The following is a 23,015-nucleotide window of genomic DNA, read 5'->3' on the forward strand; positions in this document are numbered from 1 at the left end:
GCAGGGTGCTGCCGACGTGCACGGCGAACAGGTTTTCGCCGAGGGTGTGCTTGGCGTCGCGTCCGGTGCGCCGCCGGTAGCGGGCGCGGGCCCGTTCGGCGCCGAGGTAGTGCCAGGGCGCCCACTCGTGACCGCCCCACGGGGACAGCCAGTTGGTGAACGACACGTAGAGCAGCCCGCCCGGACGGGTCACCCGGGCCAGCTCGCTCAGGAAGGTCCCCGGGTCGGCGACGTGCTCCAGCACGTTGGAGGAGAAGGTGACGTCGGCGGCCCCGTCACGCAGGGGCAGCAGATAGCCGTCGGCGACCACGGTCCCCTCGGGCGGCCGCGAGCCCAGCTCGCGCGGGTCCGGTTCGAAGAGGTACGCGTCGGCGCCCCGCCGCCGGAACTCCTCGACGAAGTACCCGCTCCCGCCGCCCACGTCGACCACGGTCCGCCCGTCCAGGGGCCCGCCGTACGCCTCGACCTGGTCGGCGGCGTCCCGCGCGAGCAGCGTGTAGCAGGACGCGGGGTCGTCCTGCTCGTGGCGGAACGCGCGGAACAGGGCGAGGGACCGGCGCAGCGACGGGTCCCGGAGAGGCCGGGGCGCCGGTGAGCCGCGCGGCCGGCCGCCGCCGCCCCGCGCCCCGGCCGGCCCGCTACGGCGTACGGCCGCCACGGCTCACCGCCTCCGCGGCCACCGCGCGGAACTGCCGTACCGTCCGCTCCCAGCGGTAGCGGGCCGCCCGGTCCCGCGCGGCCTTGCCCATCAGCTCCCGCCGGTGCCCGGACAGCGCGAGCGTGCACCAGGCGGCCGCGAAGGAGGACTCGCCGCGCGCCAGCACCCCGGTCTCCCCGTCCACGACGGAGTCCCGCAGCCCGGGCACGTCGAAGGCGACGGCCGGTGTCTCGCGGGCGGCGGCCTCGGTGACGACGAGCCCCCACCCCTCCACGGCCGACGGATGCAGCAGCAGCCAGGCCGCGCACAGCAGCCGGTGCTTCTCCGCCTCGGAGACGTGGCCGGTGAACTCCACACTCCGACCCGCGAGTTCGGTCAGCCGACGCCGTTCGGGCCCGTCGCCGACGATCACGAGCCGTCCGCCGGTCACCGGCCGTACCCGCTCCCACAGCCGCAGCAGCAGGTCGATCCGCTTGTACTCGACGAGCCGTCCGACGGCGACGAACAGCGGCTCGGGCGACCGTTCGCCGAGCGGTCCGGGCTCCTCCACGCCGTTGTGCACGACGCGGATGCGCTCCCGCTCGACGCCGATGGCCCGCAGGGCGTGGGCCGTGGACGGGGAGACGGCGACCAGCAGGCCCTCCTGCCGGGCTCCGGCGAGCGCCCAGTGCTCCAGGCGCCGGCCGAGCCGGGCGGCGGGCGCGAGGGGGCCGCCGAACCGCATCGGCCACAGGTCGGTGTGCACGTGGTTGACCAGCCGCAGCGTCGGCCCGCGGTGCCACAGCGGGGCGAGGTAGGGCATGCCGTTGCAGACCTCGACCAGCAGGTCGCAGTCGCCGACCTGGCGGGCGAAGGCGGATCTCGCCCGCAGATAGTGGTCGAGGGAGCCGCCCGCGGAGACGACCCGGTAGTCGCGGTAGGCCGCCGGGCCCCCGCACAGCAGGGTGACCTGGTGGCCGAGCCGGGTGAGGCCGTCGGCGAGCCGGTCGACCAGCAGCTCGGAGCCGCCCGCGGAGCGGTTGCCGAGGTCGCGATGGGCGAGAAAAACGATTCGGCGCGGTTGTGGGGGGAGCGTCGAAGGGTGCTGCCGCGACGCGCAGGGGAGCGTGGCGCGCGGCGGCGAGGGCACGTGCTGGGGCATCGGTGCTCCAACTCGTCAGGGTGCGGAACTCGGTGTGGGGAGCGAGGTCGGGTTCCTGTGGGGGAGTGGAGGGTCCTGGGCGGCGTGCGGAGGTGGCGCGGGAAATGCGGGAAACGCGACAAGCGGGGACAGGCTGTGTCCGGGTGGGAGGGGACAGTTTTCGCCCAGCCGTCGCCCGCGGCTACTCACCGAGGTGACAATTTCGGCCCTGAACGGAGCTGACGTTATGTCACATCGTGAGAGAAGGGTGGGGCGTCTCCGGCGTACCGGTCGATTCCGGGCGCTTTCGCCCCCGGACCACCAGAACGGCACCGGCCACCGCCAGCACACCGCCCGCCACCGCCGCGCCGATCGGCAGCGTCACGCCCACCGTGCGCAGCATCCCGCTGTCCCGCTCGGCCTGCCGTACGGCCTCCTTCTGCGTGGCCGTGGTGAACGCGATCTTCCGGCTGTCCAGCAGCACCGCCGCGTCCCGGTCGCCGCCCGGCGCCCGCAGCGTGCGGCGCGGACCGGTCTGCGCGTAGATCACCCGGCCCGTGCGCTGGTCCACGACCAGCTCGAACCCGTGGTTGGCGTACCACTCCTCGGCCAGCACCTGCGGCCGCCCGGGCTCGCCGACGAGGCTGCCGGGGACGAGCCGGGTGCCGACCTTGCGGGGCGCGACCTCGGCGGTGAACCGGTACCCGGTGTACCCCTGCACCTTCTCGGTGCCCGCGTACCGCATGGTCACCGTCGTCCCGCCCGTGTTGTCCCACCACTGGTAGGAGCGTTTCCGCACGTCGAACGGGAACTTCAGATAGGCCTCGCCCTCGATGTACGGGCTCTCCTGGCAGCAGTGCACCGGCCGGCTCGTCCTGCGGTCCATCACCCAGCGGTGCGGCGCGAAGTCCAGCGCGTCGTGCGGGTCGGCGGCCGGCAGCGTGTCGTCGGTGTCGACGGTGGTGATCACGTCCCAGACGGCGTTGCCGCTGCGCTCGCTCGCCGCCACGTCGCCCCGGACGCGCTGCGTGACGGTGATCGTCCGGTCCGGCACCGTCTCGATCCGCTCGGTGTCGAAGACGCTCCCGGTGCCCTTGTAGACGGCTGTGGTGTCGATGTCGACGGGGTTCACGGCGGCCCGCGGCGTCACGTACCAGGCCAGCATCGGCGCCAGGACCAGCAGAAACGTGCCGAGGCCCAGCAGGATCAACGAGACAGGTGAGGCTGTACGGCGCATCCGGCACTCCTGGGGGTCGACACGTGGACGATGCCTGGCCGTGCTCTGGGCGGGGAACCGTAGGCGGACCGGACCGGGGTGTCAACGGTCTTGACGGACCGTCACGGGGTGTCGACACTGGCCGGACAGGCAGAGGTCGGGACCGGACGGGCGACACCCGGGTGGGGACAACTCCGGGATCTCGGACAGAGAGGCTGACCCTGCGATGTCCAGACTGCTCGCCGCCGCGCTGACCGTCGTGCTCGCCGCCCTCCTCGCGGTGGGCGCCGCGCTCGGCGTCGTCGCGCTGCTGGAGGCCACCCCCGACCAGCCGAACACCCCCCTGATCACCTACGAGCGGGCCGGGCAGGGGAGTTGACGGTGGCCGTCACCCGCCCCTCCGCCGGACCGGCCGCCCTGCGCCGCTCGGCCTGGCACGACGTCCCCCGCTTCCAGGTCCGCCGCTTCGCCCAGCTCGTCCTCGCCGACGCGCCCGGACTCGCCGAGGAGATCCTGAAGGAGATCCGGCGCGAGTACCCCCACCTCCCGGTCGTGCTGGACGACTCGGGCGAGCCCATGGCCCTCATCGGCATCCGGCGCGCGATCGAGGTCTTCATCGGGCACCTGGAGACCTCGGAGGGCCGCCCGACCGTCCCGCCCGGCGTCTTCCAGGACTTCGGGCGCGGCGAGGGCTACAACGGGCGCTCCCTGGACTCCCTCCAGGCCATCTACCGGCTCGGCGTACGCCTGGCCTGGCGCCGGTTCGCCGAGATCGGCCAGCGCGTCGACATCCCGCCGCCCGCGATGTACGAGCTGGTCGACGCCGGGTACGAGTACCTGGACGGCCTGGTCGACCAGTCGGTGCGCGGCTACGCCGAGGCCGCGGCCCGCCAGGCCGGTGAACGGCTGCGCCTGCAACGGCGCCTGATGGAACTGCTGCTCGCCGAGCGCCACCGCGGCGACCCGGCCGACGCCCTCGCGGAACGCGCCGCCCGGATCGGCTGGTCGCTGCCGGAGAAGGTCGCGGTGGGCGTGCTGCTGCGCCCGGCGCGGGAGGCGCTGGCCCCGGCCGTCGGGGAGGGCGTCCTGCTCGACCTGGAGTACGAGCGGCCGCGGATGGTCGTCCCCGAACCGGACGCCGCCGGCCGCCCCGAACTGCTCGGCCGCGCGCTCAGCGGCTGGTCCGGGGCGATCGGGCCGCCCGTGCCGCTGGCCGAGGCCGCGAAGTCGCTGCGCTGGGCCGAGGCGGCCGTGGGACTGATGGAACGGCGGCTGCTGCCGGCCGGGGAGGTCCTGCACTGCACCGAGCACACCGAGGCGCTGGTGCTGCTCCAGCCCGAGGAGCTGATCGACGACCTGGCGGTGCGCTGCCTGGCGCCGCTGGAGCAGTGCGGGCCCTCGCACGGGCGGCGGCTCGCGGAGACGCTGCTGGCCTGGCTGGAGACCAGGGGCGGCGCCCCGGAGGTGGCCGCCCGGCTCGGGGTGCATCCGCAGACCGTGCGCTACCGGCTGCGGCAGATCCGCGAACTCTGGGGCGCCGAGATCGACGACCCGGACCGGCGCTTCGAACTCGAACTGGTGCTGCGCGCCCAGCGGTTGAGGGGCGTCCTGGGTGAGACCCCTCGGTAGGCCGGGCGTCGTGGGCGAGGCGTCCCGGCAGCGGCCCCGTCAGACGTCCTGGCGGACCCGCCGCCCCCTGCCGGACCGGGCGCGGGCGGCCTCCTCGCGCAGCCTGCGTCCGCGCCGGGTGAGGCCCCAGGGCTTCAGCACCGAGATCACCGTCATGAAGACGTACGCCGACAGGGACACCACCGGGCCCATCAGGACGTCCCCGGTGTCCGGCAGCGGCCCGCCCGCGGCGACCTCCGCGACGGCGGCGTCCACGGCGGGCCGCAGGACGAAGGCGGTGGCCGCCGTGGTGGCCAGGGTCAGCCAGAACTTGGTGTACACCCAGCGGTGCCGGGCCAGCCCCCAGTGCGTGCCCAGCGACAGCACGAGCCCGCTGACCAGGGTGAGCAGGGCGAGCGGCAGCAGCAGCCAGTCGGCGAACAGCTTCATGGCCCGCACGGACGCCTCCACGGCCGCCGCGGACCGGGTGGTCGCCGCGGTGGTCCCGAGCGCCAGCAGTCCGAGCGTGAGTCCGAGCCAGCCGGCGGAGGCGATGACATGGACGACGAGGAGGCCCCGGCGGGCCGGGCGGCTCAGCCTCGTGGCGGTGGGGGAAGCGGTGGACGACATGGGCACCACGGTGCCGTGGACAGGCCCCGGAGGCGTCTGACGGCGGGAGTAACCCGGCGTACTGGCGAGGGAGTAGGCGCGCGGCCATTGCCGGGGTGAGGGGCGCCGACTAGCCTGTGTTCGTCATTCCGATCGGCTGTTGAAATATCGAACGCAGCCTCTTCGACACCAAGGAGGAGGCCGGACGTGGGACGCCTCGTACCTGCCGTGACCCGGGCTCTCGACATCCTCGAGCTCTTCCTCGACGGGGACGGCACGCTCTCCGCCCCCGACATCGTGCGCCGGCTCCAGCTGCCGCGCACCACCGTGCACGAGCTCGTCACCACCCTCGCCGCCCGGTCGTACATCGTGCAGGTGCCGGGCCAGCCGGGACGGTACCGGCTGGGCGTACGGCCGTACCAGCTCGGCAGCCGGTACGCCGAGCAGCTCGACCTCGCCGCCGAGGGGCAGCAGGTCGCCCGGTCCGTCGCCGAGACCTGCGACGAGACCGTGCACGTGGCCATCCTGGAGGGCACCGACGTCATCTACATCGCCAAGGTCGACTCGACGCACGCCGTGCGGATGGTGTCCGCCGCCGGGCGCCGCCTGCCCGCCCACTGCACGTCGGTCGGCAAGATGCTGCTCGCCTCCCTCCCGGAGACGGAGCTCGCCTCCCGCCTCCCCGACGGCGCCGAACTCGCCGCGATGACACCGAACAGCATCACCGACCCGGCCGTGCTGCGCGAGGCCCTCGCCGGCATCCGCGAGCGGCAGCTCGCCGTCGAGAACCGCGAGTCCAACCCGGACGTCTCCTGCGTGGCGGCTCCCGTACGGGACCGCACCGGGCAGGTCGTCGCCGCGCTGTCCATCTCCGTCCCCATGATCCGCTGGAGCGACGAGCGCCGCGCCGAGCTGGAGCAGCTCGCCGTCAAGGGCGCCGCCCAGCTGTCGGAGCGCCTCGGCCACCGGGGTGCGGCATGAGCGCGCCCTACGAGGTGGCGGTGCGGGCCGAGGCCCAGCTGGGCGAGGGCCCGACCTGGGACCCCGCGAGCGGCCGCCTGCTCTGGATCGACATCCTGAACTCCCGCGTCCACACCTACGACCCCGTCTCCGGCCACCGCTCCGTGCGGACCACCCCGCAGCACGTCGGCGCCGTCGAGCCCCGCGCGGGCGGCGGGCTCGTGCTGAACCTGCGGGACGGCGTGGGACTGCTGGACCCGGACGGCGGCTTCCGCTGGCTGCGCCACGAACCGGTGCCCGGCCGCCGGGCCAACGACGCCGCCGTCGCCCCCGACGGCTCGCTGTGGGCCGGCACCATGCGCTACGACGAGGCGCCCGGCGGCGGCACGCTCTCCCGGATCACCGGGGACGGCACGGCGGAGACCGTCCTCGACGACGTGACGGTGAGCAACGGCACCGGCTGGAGCCCCGACGGCCGGCTCCTCTACTACATCGACACGCCGACCCGCCGGGTGGACGTCTTCGACCACGAAGGCGGCCGCGCGACGAACCGGCGCCCCTTCGCCGTGATCGAGGACGGCGCCGGCTTCCCCGACGGGCTGACCGTCGACGCCGAGGGCGCCGTCTGGGTGGCCCTGTGGGACGGCTCCGCCGTACGCCGCTACACCCCCGACGGCGAGCTCGACCGGGTGATCACCTTCCCGGTGCCCCGCGTGACGGCGTGCGCGTTCGGCGGGCCCGACCTGACCGACCTGTACGTCACCACGGCCCGGGTCGGCCTGGACACGCCCCCGCCCCTGGCCGGCTCGCTGTTCGTGGTGCCGGGGGCGGGCAGGGGGCAGGCGCAGCCCGCCTTCGCCGGATAGGTCAGGACAGTCCCGCGTTCTTCATCTCCTCCGCGGTCAGCGGCGGCCCGGTGAGCCGGGGCTTCAACGGGCCCACCGCCGCCGCCAGCAGCACCGACGGGCTCAGCAGCACCTCCGCCCGCCGCTCCAGCGACGTCACGTCGGTGACGCGGCGGGCGATGCGCCCGTTGCCCGTGGCCGTGTGCATCAGCCGGTCCACGTACCCCGCCACCAGCCGGTCCCGCAGGGTCGGCCCGGTCTCGGTGGCGCCCGGGTAGAACACGTCCTGGCCGATCGCCAGGTCCCAGGCCGCCCCGACCGGCCGCGCCACGGCCTTCTGGATCCGCCGGGCCAGCCCCGCCGCGCCCCAGCGGTGCCGCCGGACCGTCTCGCGCAGGATCAGCGCGCTCTGGGCCCCGACCGCCAGCCCGTGCCCGTACACCGGGTTGTACGCGGCCAGCGCGTCACCGAGGACGGTGAAGTTCTCCGGCCAGGACGGCATCCGCTCGTAGTAGTGGCGGCGGTTGGCCGTGGTGCGGGTGAAGGACACGCCGGACAGCGGCTCGGCCCGCGCGAGCAGCTCGCCGATGACCGGGTGGCGCAGCTCCTCGTGGGCGAACCGCTCGAAGTCGTCGTCGGAGGAGCCCGGTTCGCCGCCGCGGGTGCCGCTGAGCGTGACGAGCCAGCGGCCGTTCTCGATCGGCAGCAGCACCCCCGCCCGGCCGGGGCCGTCCGCGCGCGGGTCGGCCTGCACGTTGACGACCGGGAAGCCGTCCCGGGCCGGCTCGGGCGCCAGGTGCAGCCGGCTGGCGTACGCGAGCCCGGAGTCGACCTCGCGGCGCACCGGCGCGGGAAGCCCGAGCGCGGCCAGCCAGCGGGGCGCCGCCGAGCCCCGGCCGGTGGCGTCCACGACCAGCCCGGCCTCCAGGGTGCTCTCGTGCCCGTCGCGCCCGCGCAGCCGTACGCCGGTGACCGCCCCCGCGTCGCCCAGCAGGCCCAGGACCTCCGTGCCGTCGCGGAGTTCGATCCGCTCGTCGGCCAGGACGCTCGAGCGGACCGTCGCGTCGAGCAGGTCCCGCCCGGCCAGGACGATGTGGTGCGACTCGGGCCAGCGCCGGAACCAGCCGCGCGGCGACAGGGCGACCATGTCCGTGGTGACCGGCGCCCGGCGGGCCCCGGCCGCGCGCAGCGCCTCGCCGATGCCCGGCAGCAGCTCCTCCATCGCCAGCACCCCGCCCGACCACAGCAGATGCACATGGCGGGACTGCGGCAGGCCCTTGCGCGGTTCGGGCCCGGCGGGCAGCACGTCGCGCTCCACCACGACCACCCGGTCGGCGAGCCCGGCCAGCGCCCGGGCGGCGAGCATGCCGGTATGCGATCCCCCGAGGACCACGGCGACTTCGGCGGGGGAGGGACGTTCACTCATGCGCGGACATGCTCTCTGCCGGGACGGCCGCGCGGGCGCGGACCGCCTTGATCTCGTCGGGCCTGCGCAGGACGCCGGAGACGGCGTGGATCTCGCGCAGCAGATAGGTGGTGTCGGGCTCGGCGGCGTCGTCGTCGCCGTCGGGGACGCGCCGGCCGCTCTCGACGGCGTCGAGGATCGTCACGGCGACGGCGAGCGCCCGGGCCCGGTCCGGGGCGGCGCCGAGTGCGAGGGCGGCGGCGTGGGCGCGCCGGCGCAGATCGTCGTCGAGGTGGCGGGAGAGCTGGAGCAGCGCGTCGCGGATGTAGGTCTCCCGGCGGATCAGCCGGATCTCCGGCGCGGCCCGCGGCACGAACGGCTCGTGCCGGCCGGCGACCGGCCGCAGCAGCCGGGCCAGCGGCCGCAGACCACGGCGCCGGCGCCGGACCAGCAGCCGCTCCTGGAGGTACTGGCCGGCGTGCGGGACGATCACGCCGACGGCGACCATGGTGGCGCCGATGCAGGCGGCGGACGGGGCGACGTTGGTGTTCAGCCAGTCCAGGTCGTGCCCGGTCCAGCGGGCGACGATGGCGGTGAACTTGGCCGCGCTGAACGCCAGGTTGGTGACATAGCCGACGCTCAGGAACCGCAGCCCCCAGCGCAGCCAGCCGTCCAGGCCCTCGGTGCGGATCCAGGTCCAGATCAGCCGGGCGGTGATGAGACAGGCCACCGTGTGCACGATCAGGTAGAGGAGGATCTCCTCGCGCATGAACGGGGTGGACGCGTAGTAGGTGTCCAGGTCCTCGATCTGCTCCACGGGGACGTCGGCGAGCGCGAACAGCACCCACAGCGCCACCACCACGGTCGCGTAGACGGAGACCACCCAGCGGGTCGCGCGCCGGGTCCGCTCCCGGCGGTCGGTGTGGCCGCCGCCGCGCCAGTGCACCACCAGCAGCAGCCAGGACGCGGACAGCGCGGTGATCAGGGAGTACACCCAGGGCGCGGCGATGTTGGGGACGCCGACGACCCGGTTCGTCCAGGCGATGGTGCCGGGGGCCGCGAAGACGAACACCATGCAGGCGAGCAGCAGCAGACCGCCCACGGCACGCAGCAGCGGGTCGCGCCACAGCTTCACGATGCTGGGCAGCTTGATCGCCAGGGCCGCGCCGAGGACGAGGCCCGGGAGCCAGAAGGAGATGTACAGGCCGGAGAGGAACTCGACCGGTCCTTCCGCCAGTTGCGGGTCGTTCACCGCGTCCTGCCTCCGCGTCCGCGATAGCCGAGCGAGCGGTGCACCGGGTCGGCCGAGGCGCCCCGGCCCTCGCCGGACACCAGGGTCCGCACGGCGGCGGCCAGCCGGTGCCCGAAGTCGTCCGCCTCCGCCTCGTCGGTCTGCCGTGAGCCGTCGCGCGCGGCCACGGTGAGGGCGACGTCGTCCCAGCCGGGCCGGCCGGCGAGCGCGTGCGCGGCGGCGGTGCCGACGCCGTGGTGGTGATGCCGGTGCCCGGCGTGCAGGTGCCACAGCTCGTGGCCCAGTATCACCAGTTGCTGGATCGATTCGGCTCTCTCCTCGACGATGACGAGGTCGAAGTCCTGGAACTCCACCCAGAGTCCGGTCACCTCGATCTCGTCGGGGAACCGCTCGAAGCGCAGTTCGACGGGCCGGCCGCCGCGCCGGGCGCTCATCCGCGCGCACAACGCCTGGCCCACCTCGCGCACGCCGGCCGGGGCGTGGGGCCCGGACCGCACGGCGGTACTCAGGTCGCGGACCAGGTCCCGCATGGCGACGGTGGTGTGGGCACGCCGCAGCCGTAGCGCCGAAGCGACCCGGGCCGCCGTCGTGCGCGCGCCCGCGATGTCCATCGCACCCCCTGTTCCCCCCGCCGCCTCGACGGGCTGTTCGAGCCTACGCGGCCCCCGGTGTCCCCGTCATGCGGTCCGGCGACCGTCGTTCAACGGCGAACGACCGCCGCGCCGGGATCATCCCTCGGGCATTGACGGGCAAACGCTTGCACCCTACGGTCCCGTCCGAAGTCACGCACACAGTCCGGTATTTCGTACAGACGGCAGCCCGTCCGCGCGCGAGAGGTGCCCATGCCGTCCCGCATCCGAAAGGCGCCCATGCCCACCGCCCGCTTCACCCTCGACCCCGCCTTCACCGTCGGCGACGTCGACCCCCGGCTCTTCGGGTCCTTCGTCGAGCACCTCGGCCGCTGTGTGTACACCGGCGTCTTCGAGCCGGACCACCCCGCCGCCGACGAGCGGGGGCTGCGCCGGGACGTCCTCGATCTCGTCCGGGAACTCGGCGTCACCGTGGTCCGCTACCCCGGCGGCAACTTCGTCTCCGGCTACCGCTGGGAGGACTCCGTGGGCCCGGCGCACGAGCGCCCCCGCCGCCTCGACCTGGCCTGGCACTCCACCGAGACGAACCGTTTCGGCCTCTCCGAGTACCTGGACTTCCTGCGCAAGACGGACGCCGCGCCCATGATGGCCGTCAACCTCGGCACGCGCGGCGTCACCGAGGCGCTTCAGCTCCAGGAGTACGCCAACCATCCCGCGGGCACGGCCCTGTCCGACCTGCGGGTCGCGCACGGCGACAAGAACCCCTTCGGCATCCGGCTGTGGTGCCTCGGCAACGAGATGGACGGCCCCTGGCAGACCGGGCACAAGACGGCCCGCGAGTACGGCCGGATCGCGGCGGAGACGGCCCGCGCCATGCGCCAGTTCGACCCCGGCACCGAACTCGTCGTCTGCGGCTCCTCCAGCCGCTCCATGCCGACCTTCGCCGCGTGGGAGGCGACCGTCCTGGAGGAGACGTACGAACTGGTCGACCACATCTCGCTGCACGCCTACTACTGGCCCGAGGACGGCGACGTCGACTCCTTCCTCGCCTCCGCCGTCGACATGGAGTCCTTCATCGAGGACGTCGTCGCCACCGCCGACCACGTGGGCGCGCGGCTGAAGTCGACGAAGCGGATCACGCTGTCCTTCGACGAGTGGAACGTCTGGTACCTGCCCGAGTGGGAGGCCCGCGCGAAGACCCTCCAGCAGGCGGACTGGCCCGAGGCCCCGCGCCTGCTGGAGGACTGCTACAGCGTCACGGACGCGGTGGTCTTCGGCTCGCTGCTCATCGCCCTGCTGCGGCACGCCGACCGGGTCGCCGTCGCCTGCCTCGCGCAGCTCGTGAACGTGATCGCGCCGATCATGACCGAGCCCGGCGGCCCGGCGTGGCGCCAGACGACGTTCTTCCCCTTCGCGCAGGCCGCGCGGTACGGCCGCGGCCGGGTCCTGGACGTCCGTGTGGACGGGCCGACGTACGCGACCCGCAAGTACGGCGAGGCCGATCTGCTGCACGCCACCGCGGTCCGCGCGGAGGACGGCTCGGTCACCGTCTTCGCGGTCAACCGGGGCCGGACCGAGCCGCTTCCGCTGGAGGTGGCCCTGTACGGCCTCGACGTGACCCGGGTGGTGGAGCACAGCGCCCTCGCGGACGCGGACCCGGACGCCCGCAACACCCTGGACGACCCCGAGCGGGTCCTGCCGCATCCCGTCGAGGGAGCGGCGGTGCGGGACGGCCGGCTCACGGCGGTGCTGGAACCGCTCTCCTGGAACGTGATCCGGCTGGCCTGAGCCGGGCCGGTGGCGACGGCTGCACACTACAGTCGATTTACCTTCAACTACCATGTAAATGGCCGGAGTTGGCCCCTGCGGAGGGCGCTTTCCGCCCCCTACGATGCGAACGCCCTCCGCCTTCACAGAAACCCCACCCTTTCTTCAAAGGTTCAACCAGGGTGGGCCGGGCCGGGGGCGCAGCCACCCCCCATCCCGAGGAGAGATCCATGGCACGTGGACTCCTGAGACTGCTGCTGAGCGGAGGCGCGCTGACCGCCCTGCTCACGGCGGCCCTCCCCGCCCACGCGGACCCGGCGTTCGAGGACCCGCCGCCGGACAAGATCGTCATCAAGGTCGCCACCGTGAACGGCTCCGGCTGTCCCCAGGGCACCACGGCGGTCGCCGTGTCCGAGGACAACACGGCCTTCACCGTGACCTACAGCGACTACCTCGCCCAGGTCGGCGGCAACTCCGACCCGACGGCGTTCCGCAAGAACTGCCAGCTCAGCCTGGTCGTGCACGTCCCCGGCGGGTTCACGTACGCCATCGCCAGCGCCGACTACCGGGGCTTCGCCGCCCTCCAGCCCGGCGCCAACGCCATGCAGCGGGCCTCGTACTACTTCCAGGGCTCCCCGAGCACCCAGTTCCGCAACCACCCCTTCAACGGCCCGCTCAACGACAACTGGCAGGCCACCGACGAGACCGACTGGGCCCAACTGGTCTGGGCGCCCTGCGGAGTCCAGCGCAACTTCAACATCAACACCGAGCTGCGCGTCAACCTCGGCTCGTCCTCCCCGAGCAAGGTCAGCTTCATGACCATGGACTCGACCGACGGCGACATCAGCACGGTCTACCACCTGGCCTGGAAGGAGTGCCCGGAGAAATAGCCCTCGCCCCGCGGTGACACGGCCGGCCCCGGGACCTCCCGCCGGGGCCGGCCCTCACGCGGACGGCCGCTTCCCCGCGCCACCGCCGGCGGGCCGCCGGACGTCCAGCTCCCAGTCGATCTCCCACAGCCGCACGACCCGGTCGGCACCCCCGGAGAAGGCGAAACGCCCGTCGGCGCTCAGGACAGCCGCGGCGACCTCTCCCGTGTGTCCTCGGAGGGTGTGCAGGCAGGTGCCGTCGGTCACGTCCCACAACCGCACGGTGCCGTCCCAGCTCCCCGAGAGCGCGAAACGGCCGTCGGTGCTCCAGCACACCGCGTAGACCGCCCCCGTGTGGCCGGCGAAGGAACGTACCCGGTGGCCCGAGGGCAGAGCCCACAGCCGCATGACGTGATCCGCGCTGCCGGTGAGCACGAACCCGCCGTCCGCGCTGAGCGCCGCCGTCCCCAGCGAGGAGGGTGTCTCCAGCATGTGCACGGGGTGACCCGTCTCCACGTCCCAGACCCGCACGGTGTTGCCCCGGCCCAGGGTCAGTGCGAGCCGTCCGTCGGCGCTCAGCCCGCCGGGACCGCCGCTCACCTTCCCCTCGAGGACGTGCAGGACGCGCCCGGTCTCCAGCTCCCACACGGCCGTCGTCGCGGCGTCCCCGCCTCCCCGGCCGACGAGGGCCAGCCGGTCCCCCGCCCCCATCGCCACCGCGCCGACGACGCCCCGGGGTGTCTCCAGACGGCGCACGATCCGGCCGCTCCGCGCCTCGCGCAGGTGCACGGCGCCGTCGTCGGTCCGGATGAGCGCCAGCCGGCCGTCGGCGCTGAGACAACTCGAGTCGAGCCCGTTGGGGCCCTCGAACACCCGCAGACAGCGGCCGGTCGACGCCTCCCAGAGCCGGACGGTGCCGTCCCAGCCGCCCGACAGCACCAGCCGCCCGTCGGCGCTCGGCGACACGGAGTGCACGCGGTCGGTGTGCCCCTCCAGCGCCCTCGACTGCCAGACCGCCCGGACTCCCACCCGCACCGAGGACAGCGCGAGGGCGTGCCAGGCGTCCAGCGCCCGCGGGTGGCGCTCGTGACGCGGGGAGGACCTGGCCTTCTCCACCCGCCGGCGCGCCGCGGCCCAGCGCCCCTCGGCGAGGTGCCGCTCGGCGGAGTCGAGCAGCCGCTCCACGCGCAGGTCCAGCTGGGCCAGTTCGGCGTGCGAGCGGGGCCGGCTCGGCCGGAGCGGGGCGACATGGCGGTCTTCCCCCCGTACCCGCCACACCCACACGTCGCCGTTCTCGCCGGCGGACAGCACCCGGCGGCCGTCCGCGCTGACGGCGACCGCGTGCACGGCACCGGTGTGCCGGCCGAACGTGCGCAGACACCGGCCGGTCGCCAGGTCCCACAGCCGTACGGTGGTGTCCCGCCCCCCGGAGACGACCGTACGGCCGTCGGCGCTCAGCCGGACCGCGTACACCGAGTCCGTGTGCCCGGTCAGGACGCGATGGCAGCGGCCCGTGGAGACGTCCCACACCCGGATGGTGCCGTCGTCGGAACCCGAGACGGCCACAGTGCCGTCGTCGCTCATGCACACCGCACCGACGGACCGGCCGTGGCCTTCGAAGGTGCGCAGGCAGCCGCCGCTCGCCACGTCCCAGAGCCCCAGCACACCGTCCAGTCTCGCGGACAGCACCGCCCGCCCGTCAGCGCTCGGCCAGACGGGATGGACGTCGAGCGTGAACGGCTCGAGGGGCTCGCCGAGAACGCACCAGCGGCCTTCCGAGTCCTCCAGGCGCACCATCGGGCCGCCGGTCCCGAACACGATCATCCGGTCCTCGGCGCTCAGCCGTACGGCGTGCACATACGTGTCGCTCACGTGCTCCCGGACGCATGCGCCCGTCTCGGTGTCCCACAGGCGCACCGTGTGATGCCGGCCGTCGTACACCTGCTCCATCCCCGCCGTGAGGATCAGCGTTCCGTCGTCGCCGAGGCAGAGCGAGAACACGTGGCTGCGGTGCGCGGGGAACATCTGGAGGGGCTCGCCGCTCTCCACGTCCCACAGCCGGACCAGTCCCTCCTCGTCCCCGGTCGCCGCCAGGCGCCCGTCCGCACTCAGATCACCGGTGGCCGTCCCGGAGTGACCGAACCTGTGCAGCGGGCCGGCTGCCGCCAGGCCGTCGGAGCGGGCGTGCTCCAGTGCCGCCCGCACCTCCGCGTTCTCCGGCTCGTCCCGTGCCGCCGCCTCCAGCAGGGGCAGCGCCTCCTCCAGGGAGCCGCGTTCCAGGTGCACCTCGCCGAGCAGGTGCCGCTTCGCCCGGGCGACGGCCTCCGAGGGGGCGGGCACGCTCTCGACGGCGTGCACGAGCGCGTCGTCGGTCAGCCGTCCCGCCCGCCACTGCAGCAGACCGAAGTCGTACAAGGCCTCCAGGTGCCGCGGGTCCGTCGCGAGGGCCTCGGTGAACGCCGCCTCGGCCTCCTCGAACCGGCCGAGGTCGACCAGCGACAGCCCGCGGTTGTTCAGCTCGTCGGCCCGCGGCCGCACGGCTCCGGGAGCCGGACGCGGATGGGAACGGCCCACCTGCGAGGCGTGGACGGCGAGGAGCCGTGCGGTGATCTCGGCCATGTCGCGCGGCCGTTCGGCGGGATCCTCGCGCAGACAGTCCGCCAGCACCTCGGCCAGCGGCTCCGGCATCGCGAGCGGACCACCGGACGCACGGCCCCGGCGGCGGAGATCCGCGAGCGCCGCCGCGGCCGACGGGCCCGCGAACCAGGTGACCTCGCCGAGGAACATCTCCAGCACCGTGACCGCGAAGCTCCACACGTCGCTGCGCCGGTCCAGCTGCCGGCCCGCCAGCTGCTCGGGGGAGGCGTACGCGGGGGTCATGCCGCCCACGGTGACCAGGACGGTGGTGTCGGGCGGCGCTCCCGGCCCGGTCGCGCCGCTGCGCCCCCGCGCCGTCCGCGCCAGGCCGAAGTCGGTGACGCGTGCCGTGCCCCCGGAGTCCAGGACGATGTTCGCCGGTTTGACGTCCTGGTGGACCACGCCGCGTTCGTGCGCGTGCCGCAGGCCCCAGGCCGTCTGGATCGCGATGTCGAGCACCCGTCCCAGCACCCTGCGCGAGCCGCCGCGGTACAGCCTGCCGCCGTCGATCCAGTCGCGCAGGCTGCCGCCGTCCAGGTACTCGGCGAAGACACGGGGGACGCCGCCCAGGGTGCGCACGTAGTGGCAGGTGCAGACGTGCGGGTGCAGCCCCAGGGAGACCCAGGTCTCGGCCTCCCGGACGAAGCTCTCGCGGTCGTCCGGGTGCGCGAGCACGTCCGCGAGGGGCGTCTTGACGGCGAGGTCGGTGTTCCAGGCCAGATGCCGGACCCGGTGGACCACCCCCGTCATCCCCTGCCCGAGGACGTCCCCCACCCGGTACAGACCGGCGACGGTGTCGCCCGGGGACCACACGGCGCCGGTGGTGTCCGCCGATCCGCCGGGTGATCCGCCCGCCCCTTCGGCCGGGAGGGACGCCGGCACCGTCGCACGGGGGTCGGGACGCCCGCCCGGGGCGCGCCCCGCCGCGTCACTCGTCCGTCTGCGCCACATAGAGCGGTGTGCCCACGACGACGTTCAGCTCCTGTCCCTGATCATCGGTGATCACCCCCGACAGCAGCCGGCGTGCGAGGAACTCGGAGGGCTCGCCCGGCCCGCGCAGGGCCCGGTCGAGCCGTGCGACCTCGCGCAGCGTCCCCTCCTTGCTCCGGGCCGACTCGCCACGAGGAGGGCCCGCGGGGGCCGTCACCGGCCGGTCGGCGGCGCCCTCCTGCAGCAGCCGGAACAGGGACGGGAGCATCGAGTGACCCATGAGGCCGGACTCCGGAGGCACGCGCCGCCCGAAGAGGTGGTGCGCCGAGCCGATGAGGGCGACGACCGTCCCGGCCTCCCGGCCCATCATGAGGAGCGGCCCGTCGGGAGCCGGGCCGAACCCGGACATCCGCAGCTCGCACTCCCCGCGGAACCAGGCGGAGGGCTCGGACATCCAGGAGATGTCGTGGTCGCGGTCGAGGTACGCCTCGACGATGTCGAGCCGGCCGTACAGGCCCGTATCGGCGGGGCCCTTCTGGACCGTCAGGCCGACGACCTGCAGATCGACCTTCAGCTCGGTCGCGAGACCGGACAGCAGCCTGGGCGGGATCTGCCCGAACAGCATGTCCACCTTCGCCTCGGACACGTAGTTGTAGTAGCGCACGATCCCCCCGGTCGTCGTCCTGTCCCACTCGGTCTCACGGCATGACCGCCGTGAGCAGGGTAACCAGGGATCGCGGGCGAACGTGCACCATCGTGCGGGGAGTTGAAGCGGGCGGCCGCTACCCCGTCTGCCCCATCCCCGCCGCGTTCGGCCAGCTCTGGGCCTGGGGCCAGCCGGTGGCCGGGGCCGGGGCGAGGCCCGGGACCGGGCCCGTGGTGCCGCGGACCTGGGCCGCGGTGAGGCCGCCGCGGGCCGGGACGCCCGGCGGAGTGGGGCCGGGCGGCACCATCGTCGCGGCCGGTGCCACCGGCGAGGGGAACGGCATGGGTGTCGGGGTGGGCTGGGGAGCCGGGGCGGGGGCGGGCGCGGGGGCCGCGGCCGCCGCGGCCGGTACCGGGGCGGGGGCCGGCATCGGGGTGGGTGCGGGGGCCACCGGGACGGGCGCGGGCGCCGGGGCCACCGGCATCGGGGCCGGCATGGGGGTGCCGCCGCCCACGGGCACCTGTTGCGGTACCGGCTGCGGCTGGGGCACCGCCGTGAAGCCCGCCCCGTTGGTGGAGCCCACCAGGCGGTCCACGGCCGCCGTACCCGAGCTGTAGCTGGTCCCGTTGCTCAGCTCGGGTACGGCGGCTCCCCTCCTGGACCCGTAGAGCACCTGCTCCAGGCCGGACACCAGGCGACGCACGTCCACCTGGGGGCGCACCACGAGTCTCAGGAAGCGGCTGGACGAACCGATCTTGTTGCCGCACTCGCGGACCAGGATCCGGTGCTCGGTGAGCAGCCGGTCGCGGACCACGGTGCCCTCGGCGCCGACGGGGAGGCGCACGAAGAGGAAGTTGCCCTGGGACGGGTAGACCGTCAGACCGGGCAGCGCCGAGAGGGCCCCCGCCATCTCCAGCCGGTCCTGGCGCACCTGCTGAAGGCTCTGCGCGTACTCGGCGCCATGGTCCTTCAGCATGAACACCACGTGCTCGGCGAAGGAGTTGAGGTTCCACTTCGGCAGCATCGAGCGGACCATCCGGGCGAGCGCCGGGTTGGCCACCAGGTAGCCGAAGCGGATGCCGTGCAGGCCGAAGTTCTTGCCGAGGCTGCGCAGCACGATCACGTTGGGCCGCAGCATGGCCTCCTGGACGACCGACGGCTCCTGCTCGGCGTCCGCGAACTCCAGGAAGCTCTCGTCCACGACGATCAGGTCCAGGTCGGCCATGGCGTCCATGAACTGCACGATGGCGTGCTTGTGCAGGAAGCCGCCGTCGGGGTTGTTCGGGTTGCAGATCACCGCGACCCGGGTGCCCCTGGCCCGGATGAACTCGGCGTACTGCGCGAGGTCCAGGGCGAACCCGCTGGACTCCTGGAGCGGGAACATGTCGACCCGCTTGCCGGTCTCCATCGGCTGGTCGGTCCAGCGGCCGAACGTGGGGACGGGGACGGCGAGGGACTCCCGGACCATCAGATGGTCGATCCAGGTGATCAGCTCGGTGGAGCCGTTGCCCATCGCCACGCACTGCGGCGGAAGCTGGAGCAGGCTGCACAGTTCGGCCGTGATGGTGTCGGCGCTGCTCGGGTAGTACGTGATGATGTCCCGCAGCTTCCCCGCCATGTCCTCGAACATCTCGGGCGTCGGGAAGTACGGGTTGCAGGGGATGCAGAAGTCGACCGGGCCGGCCCCGTCGCCGCCCTCGCGTGTCAGCGCCGCCATCGACGGGCTGTGTGCCGCGGTGCTGCGGAACAGCGAGGTGACGTTGTCGGCCATGGAACCTCCGTATGGGGCGGGCCCGGCGGGGAGGACCGGGCCCGTCGTCATTGGGTGGCCCGCGCGGGGGAGCACGGGCCGCCGTTACATACGGAGGCTCGGGTGACGCCGTTCAATCACCGGTGAATCAGCGGGTGAACGAGTGCACCGTCGTGGATCGGTAGGTCTGGCCCGGCCGCAGCACCGTCGACGGGAACGACGGACGGTTCGGCGAGTCGGGGAAGTGCTGGGTCTCCAGGCACAGTGCGTCGCCCTGCCGGTAGACGCGGCCGCCGGTTCCGACGAGCGTGCCGTCGAGGAAGTTCCCCGAGTAGAACTGGAGCCCCGGCTCGGTCGTCGCGATGCGCAGGGTGCGCCCCGACGACGGGTCCTTGAGGGTGGCGACCCATTCCGGGCGTGCCGAGATCCCCTTGTCGAGCACCCAGTTGTGGTCGATGCCCTGGCCGTACAGGAGCTGCTGGTGCGCCTCGCGAAGGTCCTCGCCGATGGCCTTGGAGCGGCGGAAGTCGAAGGGGGTGCCCGCGACACGCGCCAGTTCGCCGGTGGGGATGAGTCCCGCGTCGACGGGGGTGTAGCGGGAGCCGTCGATCTTCAGCTCGTGGTTCTCGATCGTTCCGCTGCCCTCGCCCGCGAGGTTCCAGTAGACGTGGCTGGTCAGGTTGACGACGGTCGCCTTGTCGGTGGTGGCCGCGTAGTCGATGCGCCAGTCGCCGTACTTGGTGAGGGTGTACGTCACCTTCACGCGCAGGGTGCCCGGGTAGCCCATCTCGCCGTCGAGGGACGTGTAGTACAGGTGCAGGCCGACGTCGGTGCCCTTGGTGAACGGCTCGACGTCCCACACCCGCTTGTCGAACCCCTTGGCGCCGCCGTGCAGGCTGTTCTCGCCGTCGTTGACGTCGACCTGGTACGTCTTGCCGTCGAGGGTGAAGCGCCCCTTGCCGATCCGGTTTCCGTACCGGCCGATCAGCGCCCCGAAGTACGGGCTCGACGCGACGTAGTCGTCGAGGGAGCGGAAGCCGAGGGAGACGTTGGCGTACCGGCCCCGGCGGTCGGGGACCTCCAGGGACTGCACCACGCCGCCGTAGGAGAGGACCTTCATCCGTGTGCCGCCGTTGGCCAGCGACCAGCTGTGGACCTTGGTGCCGTCGGCGAGGGTGCCGAAGACGGACCTGACCGGGGCCCCGCCTCCCGTGCCGTGCGCGTGCGCGCTGCCGAGGCTCGCGGCGGTGATGCCCGCCGCCGCGGCACCGGCGATGACCGTGCGTCTGCTCATGTCCATGTGCGGCTCCTGTTCAGGAAGGCGGGCCCCGCCGGAGCGGCGGGGCCCGTTGCGTGGACCTACGAACCGACCTTGCGCTTGTTCCACACGTCGAAGCCGACCGCCGCCAGCAGCACCAGGCCCTTGATGACCTGCTGCCAGTCGGTGCCGATGCCGACGAGGTTCATGCCGTTGTTCAGCACACCCAGGACCAGACCGCCGATGATCGCGCCGAGGACGGTGCCGACACCGCCGCTCATCGACGCGCCGCCGATGAACGAGGCCGCGATCGCCTCCAGCTCGAAGTTGAGGCCGGCCTTGGGCGAGGCCGCGTTGAAGCGGGCGGCGAAGACCAGACCCGCCAGGGCCGCGAGCATGCCCATGTTCAGGAAGACCAGGAAGGTGACCTTCTTGTCCTTCACGCCCGACAGCTTGGCCGCCGGCAGGTTGCCGCCGATCGCGTAGATGTGGCGGCCGATGATCGCGTTGCGCATGACATAGCCGAACCCGACGAGCAGCACCCCGAGGATGAGCAGCACGATGGGGGCGCCCTTGTAGCTCGCCAGCAGCATCGTCAGCGTCAGGACGGCGGCGGCCAGCGCCACCAGCTTCAGCAGGAACAGGTTGAACGGCGGGACGTCCAGCGAGAACTCCTGCTGCCGGCGGCGGTCCCGGAACTCCTGGAAGACCACGACCGCGATCATCGCGAAGCCGAGCAGCAGCGTGAGGTTGTGGTAGTTGGTGTCCGGGCCGACCTCGGGCAGGAAGCCGTTGGCGACCTTCTGCAGCCCCTCCGGGAACGGGCCGAGCGTCTGGCCCTCCAGGAAGATCTCCGTCAGACCGCGGAAGATCAGCATGCCCGCCAGGGTCACGATGAACGACGGTATGCCGCCGTAGGCGATGAAGAAGCCCTGCGCCGCGCCCGCGAGCGCGCCGATCGCCAGGCACAGCAGCACCGCGAGCGGCCACGGCATGTCGTGCTTGACCATGAACACGGCGGCCATGGAGCCGACGAACGCCGTCAGCGAACCCACCGACAGGTCGATGTGGCCCGCGATGATGACCAGCATCATGCCGATCGCGAGGATCAGGATGTAGCTGTTCTGCAGCACCAGGTTGGAGACGTTGCGCGGCAGCAGCAGGTCGCCGTCGGTCCACACGGCGAACAGCACGACGATCAGGCCGAGCGCGATCAGCATGCCGTACTGGCGCATGTTGCGGCGCAGGCCCTCCAGCACCAGCTGGAGCAGTCCGTCACCCCCGCCCCGCGCGCTCTTCCCCGGCGGCGCGGGGGCCGGGCTCTTGGCGGTCACATCCGTGCTCATCGGGTTACCTCTTTGTCCTTCGTCATCTGACGCATCAGCGATTCCTGCGAGGCCTCTTCGCGGGAGAACTCGCCGGTCAGCCGGCCCGCGGCCATCGTGTAGATGCGGTCGCACATGCCGAGCAGCTCGGGCAGCTCGGAGGAGATGAAGACGACCGCCTTGCCCTGGGCGGCCAGCTGGTCGATGACCGTGTAGATCTCGTACTTGGCGCCGACGTCGATCCCGCGCGTCGGCTCGTCCAGGATCAGCACATCGGGACCCGCGAAGATCCACTTGCTGAGGACGACCTTCTGCTGGTTGCCGCCGGACAGCTTGCCCACCGGCTCGAAGACGGTCGGCGCCTTGATGTTCATGGACTTGCGGAAGCCCTCGGCGACCTGCCGCTCGCCGTGCTCGTCGACCACGCCCCGCTTGGCGACCTTGCCCAGCGCGCTGAGCGAGATGTTGCGGTTGATGGTGTCGATGAGGTTCAGGCCGTAGTGCTTGCGGTCCTCGGTGACGTACGCGATGCCGTGCTTCACCGCCTCGGGGACGGTCTTGGTGCGGATCTCCTTGCCGTCCTTGAGGACCGTGCCGCCGTGGTAGCGGCCGTATGTGCGTCCGAAGACGCTCATCGCCAGCTCGGTGCGCCCGGCGCCCATGAGCCCCGCGATGCCCACGATCTCGCCGCGCCGCACCTGGACCGACACGTCGTCGACGACCTTGCGCTGCTGGTCGATCGGGTGGTGCACGGTCCAGTTGCGGATCTCCAGGGCGGGGGCGGCGCCCTCCTCCGGCTCGTGCGGGGTGCGCTCGGGGAAGCGGTGCTCCAGGTCCCGGCCGACCATCCCGCTGATGATGCGGTCCTCGGTGGTCTCCGGGGCCTTCACGTCGAGCGTCTCGATGGTCCGCCCGTCCCGCAGGATCGTCACCGAGTCGGCGACCCTGCGGATCTCGTTGAGCTTGTGGGAGATGATGATCGAGGTGATGCCCTGATTCTTCAGCTCCAGGATGAGGTCCAGGAGCTTGCCGCTGTCCTCGTCGTTGAGAGCGGCGGTCGGCTCGTCGAGGATGAGCAGCTTCACCTTCTTCGACAGCGCCTTGGCGATCTCCACGAGCTGCTGCTTGCCCACGCCGATGTCGGCGACGCGGGTGTCGGGGTGGTCGGAGAGCCCCACCCGGCGCAGCAGTTCGGTGCCGTGCCGCAGCGTCTCCCGCCAGTCGACGAAGCCGCCCCGGGCGTGCTCGTTGCCGAGGAAGATGTTCTCCGCGAGGGAGAGGAACGGCGACAGCGCCAGCTCCTGGTGGATGATGACGATGCCGCGCTGCTCGCTCGCCCGGATGTCCTTGAACTCGCAGACCTCGCCCTCGAAGAGGATGTCCCCCTCGTAGGTGCCGTGCGGGTGGACGCCGGAGAGGACCTTCATCAGCGTGGACTTGCCGGCGCCGTTCTCCCCGCAGATGGCGTGGACCTCGCCCTGCCGGACGGTCAGCGTGACGTCCGACAGCGCCTTGACGCCGGGAAAGGTCTTGACGATCGAGCGCATTTCCAGGACGGGTCCCGCCATGG

Annotated in this window: 19 protein-coding genes; 6 read left to right on the forward strand and 13 right to left on the reverse strand. The window is 72.9% G+C overall.

Going from position 1 to position 23,015, the window contains the following annotated elements; all coding sequences use genetic code 11:
• The 3 genes from ADL34_RS16140 to ADL34_RS16150 form a co-directional block, all read right to left on the reverse strand.
• A partial coding sequence (locus ADL34_RS16140) for a class I SAM-dependent methyltransferase (RefSeq protein WP_062739793.1) occupies positions 1–562 on the reverse strand: 562 nt, incomplete at its 3' end.
• Between the two features lie 76 nt (positions 563–638).
• Positions 639–1,799: a glycosyltransferase family 4 protein gene (locus ADL34_RS16145; protein WP_062667190.1), complete on the reverse strand. Its 1,161-nt coding sequence runs from the start codon at positions 1,797–1,799 to the stop codon at positions 639–641.
• Positions 1,800–2,028: 229 nt separating this feature from the next.
• The gene (locus ADL34_RS16150) at positions 2,029–3,015 is read right to left on the reverse strand and encodes a DUF3068 domain-containing protein (protein ID WP_062667192.1); all 987 of its coding nucleotides are present in this window, start codon (positions 3,013–3,015) and stop codon (positions 2,029–2,031) included.
• Between the two features lie 205 nt (positions 3,016–3,220).
• Between ADL34_RS16150 and ADL34_RS36380 the strand changes: the two genes are divergently transcribed.
• Positions 3,221–3,373, forward strand: coding sequence for a hypothetical protein (locus ADL34_RS36380; protein WP_179199445.1), 153 nt, complete (start codon positions 3,221–3,223; stop codon positions 3,371–3,373).
• Positions 3,374–3,375: 2 nt separating this feature from the next.
• Positions 3,376–4,623 (forward strand): PucR family transcriptional regulator, encoded by a 1,248-nt coding sequence (locus tag ADL34_RS16155; protein WP_062667194.1) that lies wholly within the window; start codon positions 3,376–3,378, stop codon positions 4,621–4,623.
• A gap of 39 nt (positions 4,624–4,662) precedes the next feature.
• Here ADL34_RS16155 and ADL34_RS16160 read toward each other — a convergent pair whose 3' ends face one another.
• A complete protein-coding gene (locus tag ADL34_RS16160; RefSeq protein ID WP_062667197.1) occupies positions 4,663–5,232 on the reverse strand; it encodes a DUF2269 family protein in 570 nt (189 codons plus the stop codon).
• A 186-nt stretch (positions 5,233–5,418) separates the two neighbouring features.
• Here ADL34_RS16160 and ADL34_RS16165 point away from each other — a divergent pair, with 186 nt between their 5' ends.
• Together ADL34_RS16165 and ADL34_RS16170 are read left to right on the forward strand one after the other, a co-directional pair.
• Positions 5,419–6,192: an IclR family transcriptional regulator gene (locus tag ADL34_RS16165; protein ID WP_062667200.1), complete on the forward strand. Its 774-nt coding sequence runs from the start codon at positions 5,419–5,421 to the stop codon at positions 6,190–6,192.
• Positions 6,189–7,037, forward strand: coding sequence for an SMP-30/gluconolactonase/LRE family protein (locus ADL34_RS16170; protein WP_062667202.1), 849 nt, complete (start codon positions 6,189–6,191; stop codon positions 7,035–7,037). The genes ADL34_RS16165 and ADL34_RS16170 overlap by 4 nt, the downstream gene beginning before the upstream one ends.
• A 1-nt stretch (position 7,038) precedes the next feature.
• Here ADL34_RS16170 and ADL34_RS16175 read toward each other — a convergent pair whose 3' ends face one another.
• Genes ADL34_RS16175 through ADL34_RS16185 form a run of 3 tightly spaced genes read right to left on the reverse strand, consistent with a single transcriptional unit; the run spans position 7,039 to position 10,284 of the window.
• On the reverse strand, positions 7,039–8,442 hold the full coding sequence (locus ADL34_RS16175; protein WP_107115604.1) for an FAD-dependent monooxygenase: 1,404 nt from the start codon (positions 8,440–8,442) through the stop codon (positions 7,039–7,041).
• Complete coding sequence (locus ADL34_RS16180; RefSeq protein WP_062667206.1) at positions 8,435–9,673, reverse strand: MAB_1171c family putative transporter; 1,239 nt, start codon at positions 9,671–9,673, stop codon at positions 8,435–8,437. The genes ADL34_RS16175 and ADL34_RS16180 overlap by 8 nt, the downstream gene beginning before the upstream one ends.
• On the reverse strand, positions 9,670–10,284 hold the full coding sequence (locus ADL34_RS16185) for a toxin-antitoxin system, toxin component family protein (protein ID WP_079034106.1): 615 nt from the start codon (positions 10,282–10,284) through the stop codon (positions 9,670–9,672). The genes ADL34_RS16180 and ADL34_RS16185 overlap by 4 nt, the downstream gene beginning before the upstream one ends.
• 258 nt (positions 10,285–10,542) lie before the next feature.
• Here ADL34_RS16185 and ADL34_RS16190 point away from each other — a divergent pair, with 258 nt between their 5' ends.
• Together ADL34_RS16190 and ADL34_RS16195 are read left to right on the forward strand one after the other, a co-directional pair.
• Entirely contained in the window at positions 10,543–12,051 is a 1,509-nt protein-coding gene (locus tag ADL34_RS16190) for an alpha-N-arabinofuranosidase (RefSeq protein WP_062667208.1), read from the forward strand.
• A gap of 209 nt (positions 12,052–12,260) precedes the next feature.
• The gene (locus ADL34_RS16195) at positions 12,261–12,920 is read left to right on the forward strand and encodes a DUF4360 domain-containing protein (protein WP_062667210.1); all 660 of its coding nucleotides are present in this window, start codon (positions 12,261–12,263) and stop codon (positions 12,918–12,920) included.
• 54 nt (positions 12,921–12,974) lie between these two features.
• Here the strand turns inward: ADL34_RS16195 and ADL34_RS16200 are convergent, their stop codons facing one another.
• The 6 genes from ADL34_RS16200 to mmsA form a co-directional block, all read right to left on the reverse strand.
• Entirely contained in the window at positions 12,975–16,418 is a 3,444-nt protein-coding gene (locus tag ADL34_RS16200) for a serine/threonine-protein kinase (protein WP_063892302.1), read from the reverse strand.
• A gap of 46 nt (positions 16,419–16,464) precedes the next feature.
• Positions 16,465–17,130, reverse strand: coding sequence for a DUF7019 family protein (locus ADL34_RS16205; protein WP_062667214.1), 666 nt, complete (start codon positions 17,128–17,130; stop codon positions 16,465–16,467).
• A 118-nt stretch (positions 17,131–17,248) separates the two neighbouring features.
• On the reverse strand, positions 17,249–18,883 hold the full coding sequence (locus tag ADL34_RS16210) for a pyridoxal phosphate-dependent aminotransferase (protein WP_062667216.1): 1,635 nt from the start codon (positions 18,881–18,883) through the stop codon (positions 17,249–17,251).
• Positions 18,884–19,010: 127 nt separating this feature from the next.
• Positions 19,011–20,162: an aldose epimerase family protein gene (locus ADL34_RS16215; protein WP_062667225.1), complete on the reverse strand. Its 1,152-nt coding sequence runs from the start codon at positions 20,160–20,162 to the stop codon at positions 19,011–19,013.
• A gap of 59 nt (positions 20,163–20,221) precedes the next feature.
• On the reverse strand, positions 20,222–21,466 hold the full coding sequence (gene mmsB, locus ADL34_RS16220; RefSeq protein ID WP_062667227.1) for a multiple monosaccharide ABC transporter permease: 1,245 nt from the start codon (positions 21,464–21,466) through the stop codon (positions 20,222–20,224).
• A complete protein-coding gene (mmsA, locus tag ADL34_RS16225; protein ID WP_062667229.1) occupies positions 21,463–23,013 on the reverse strand; it encodes a multiple monosaccharide ABC transporter ATP-binding protein in 1,551 nt (516 codons plus the stop codon). Before mmsA ends, mmsB begins: the two co-directional genes overlap by 4 nt.
• Positions 23,014–23,015 lie beyond the last annotated feature (2 nt).

It is taken from the genome of Streptomyces sp. NRRL WC-3605 (assembly GCF_001509795.1).
Classification (GTDB): Bacteria; Actinomycetota; Actinomycetes; order Streptomycetales; family Streptomycetaceae; genus Streptomyces; species Streptomyces viridochromogenes.

What these genes read in the sequence shown, in the direction of transcription:
- ADL34_RS16145 (WP_062667190.1), bottom strand. Translation starts at nt 1,799, where the DNA reads ATGCCCCAGCACGTGCCCTCGCCGCCGCGCGCCACGCTCCCCTGCGCG.
- ADL34_RS16150 (WP_062667192.1), bottom strand. Translation starts at nt 3,015, where the DNA reads ATGCGCCGTACAGCCTCACCTGTCTCGTTGATCCTGCTGGGCCTCGGC.
- ADL34_RS36380 (WP_179199445.1), top strand. Translation starts at nt 3,221, where the DNA reads ATGTCCAGACTGCTCGCCGCCGCGCTGACCGTCGTGCTCGCCGCCCTC.
- ADL34_RS16160 (WP_062667197.1), bottom strand. Translation starts at nt 5,232, where the DNA reads ATGTCGTCCACCGCTTCCCCCACCGCCACGAGGCTGAGCCGCCCGGCC.
- ADL34_RS16170 (WP_062667202.1), top strand. Translation starts at nt 6,189, where the DNA reads ATGAGCGCGCCCTACGAGGTGGCGGTGCGGGCCGAGGCCCAGCTGGGC.
- ADL34_RS16175 (WP_107115604.1), bottom strand. Translation starts at nt 8,442, where the DNA reads ATGAGTGAACGTCCCTCCCCCGCCGAAGTCGCCGTGGTCCTCGGGGGA.
- ADL34_RS16185 (WP_079034106.1), bottom strand. Translation starts at nt 10,284, where the DNA reads ATGGACATCGCGGGCGCGCGCACGACGGCGGCCCGGGTCGCTTCGGCG.
- ADL34_RS16190 (WP_062667208.1), top strand. Translation starts at nt 10,543, where the DNA reads ATGCCCACCGCCCGCTTCACCCTCGACCCCGCCTTCACCGTCGGCGAC.
- ADL34_RS16195 (WP_062667210.1), top strand. Translation starts at nt 12,261, where the DNA reads ATGGCACGTGGACTCCTGAGACTGCTGCTGAGCGGAGGCGCGCTGACC.
- ADL34_RS16210 (WP_062667216.1), bottom strand. Translation starts at nt 18,883, where the DNA reads ATGGCCGACAACGTCACCTCGCTGTTCCGCAGCACCGCGGCACACAGC.
- ADL34_RS16215 (WP_062667225.1), bottom strand. Translation starts at nt 20,162, where the DNA reads ATGGACATGAGCAGACGCACGGTCATCGCCGGTGCCGCGGCGGCGGGC.
- mmsB (WP_062667227.1), bottom strand. Translation starts at nt 21,466, where the DNA reads ATGAGCACGGATGTGACCGCCAAGAGCCCGGCCCCCGCGCCGCCGGGG.
- mmsA (WP_062667229.1), bottom strand. Translation starts at nt 23,013, where the DNA reads ATGGCGGGACCCGTCCTGGAAATGCGCTCGATCGTCAAGACCTTTCCC.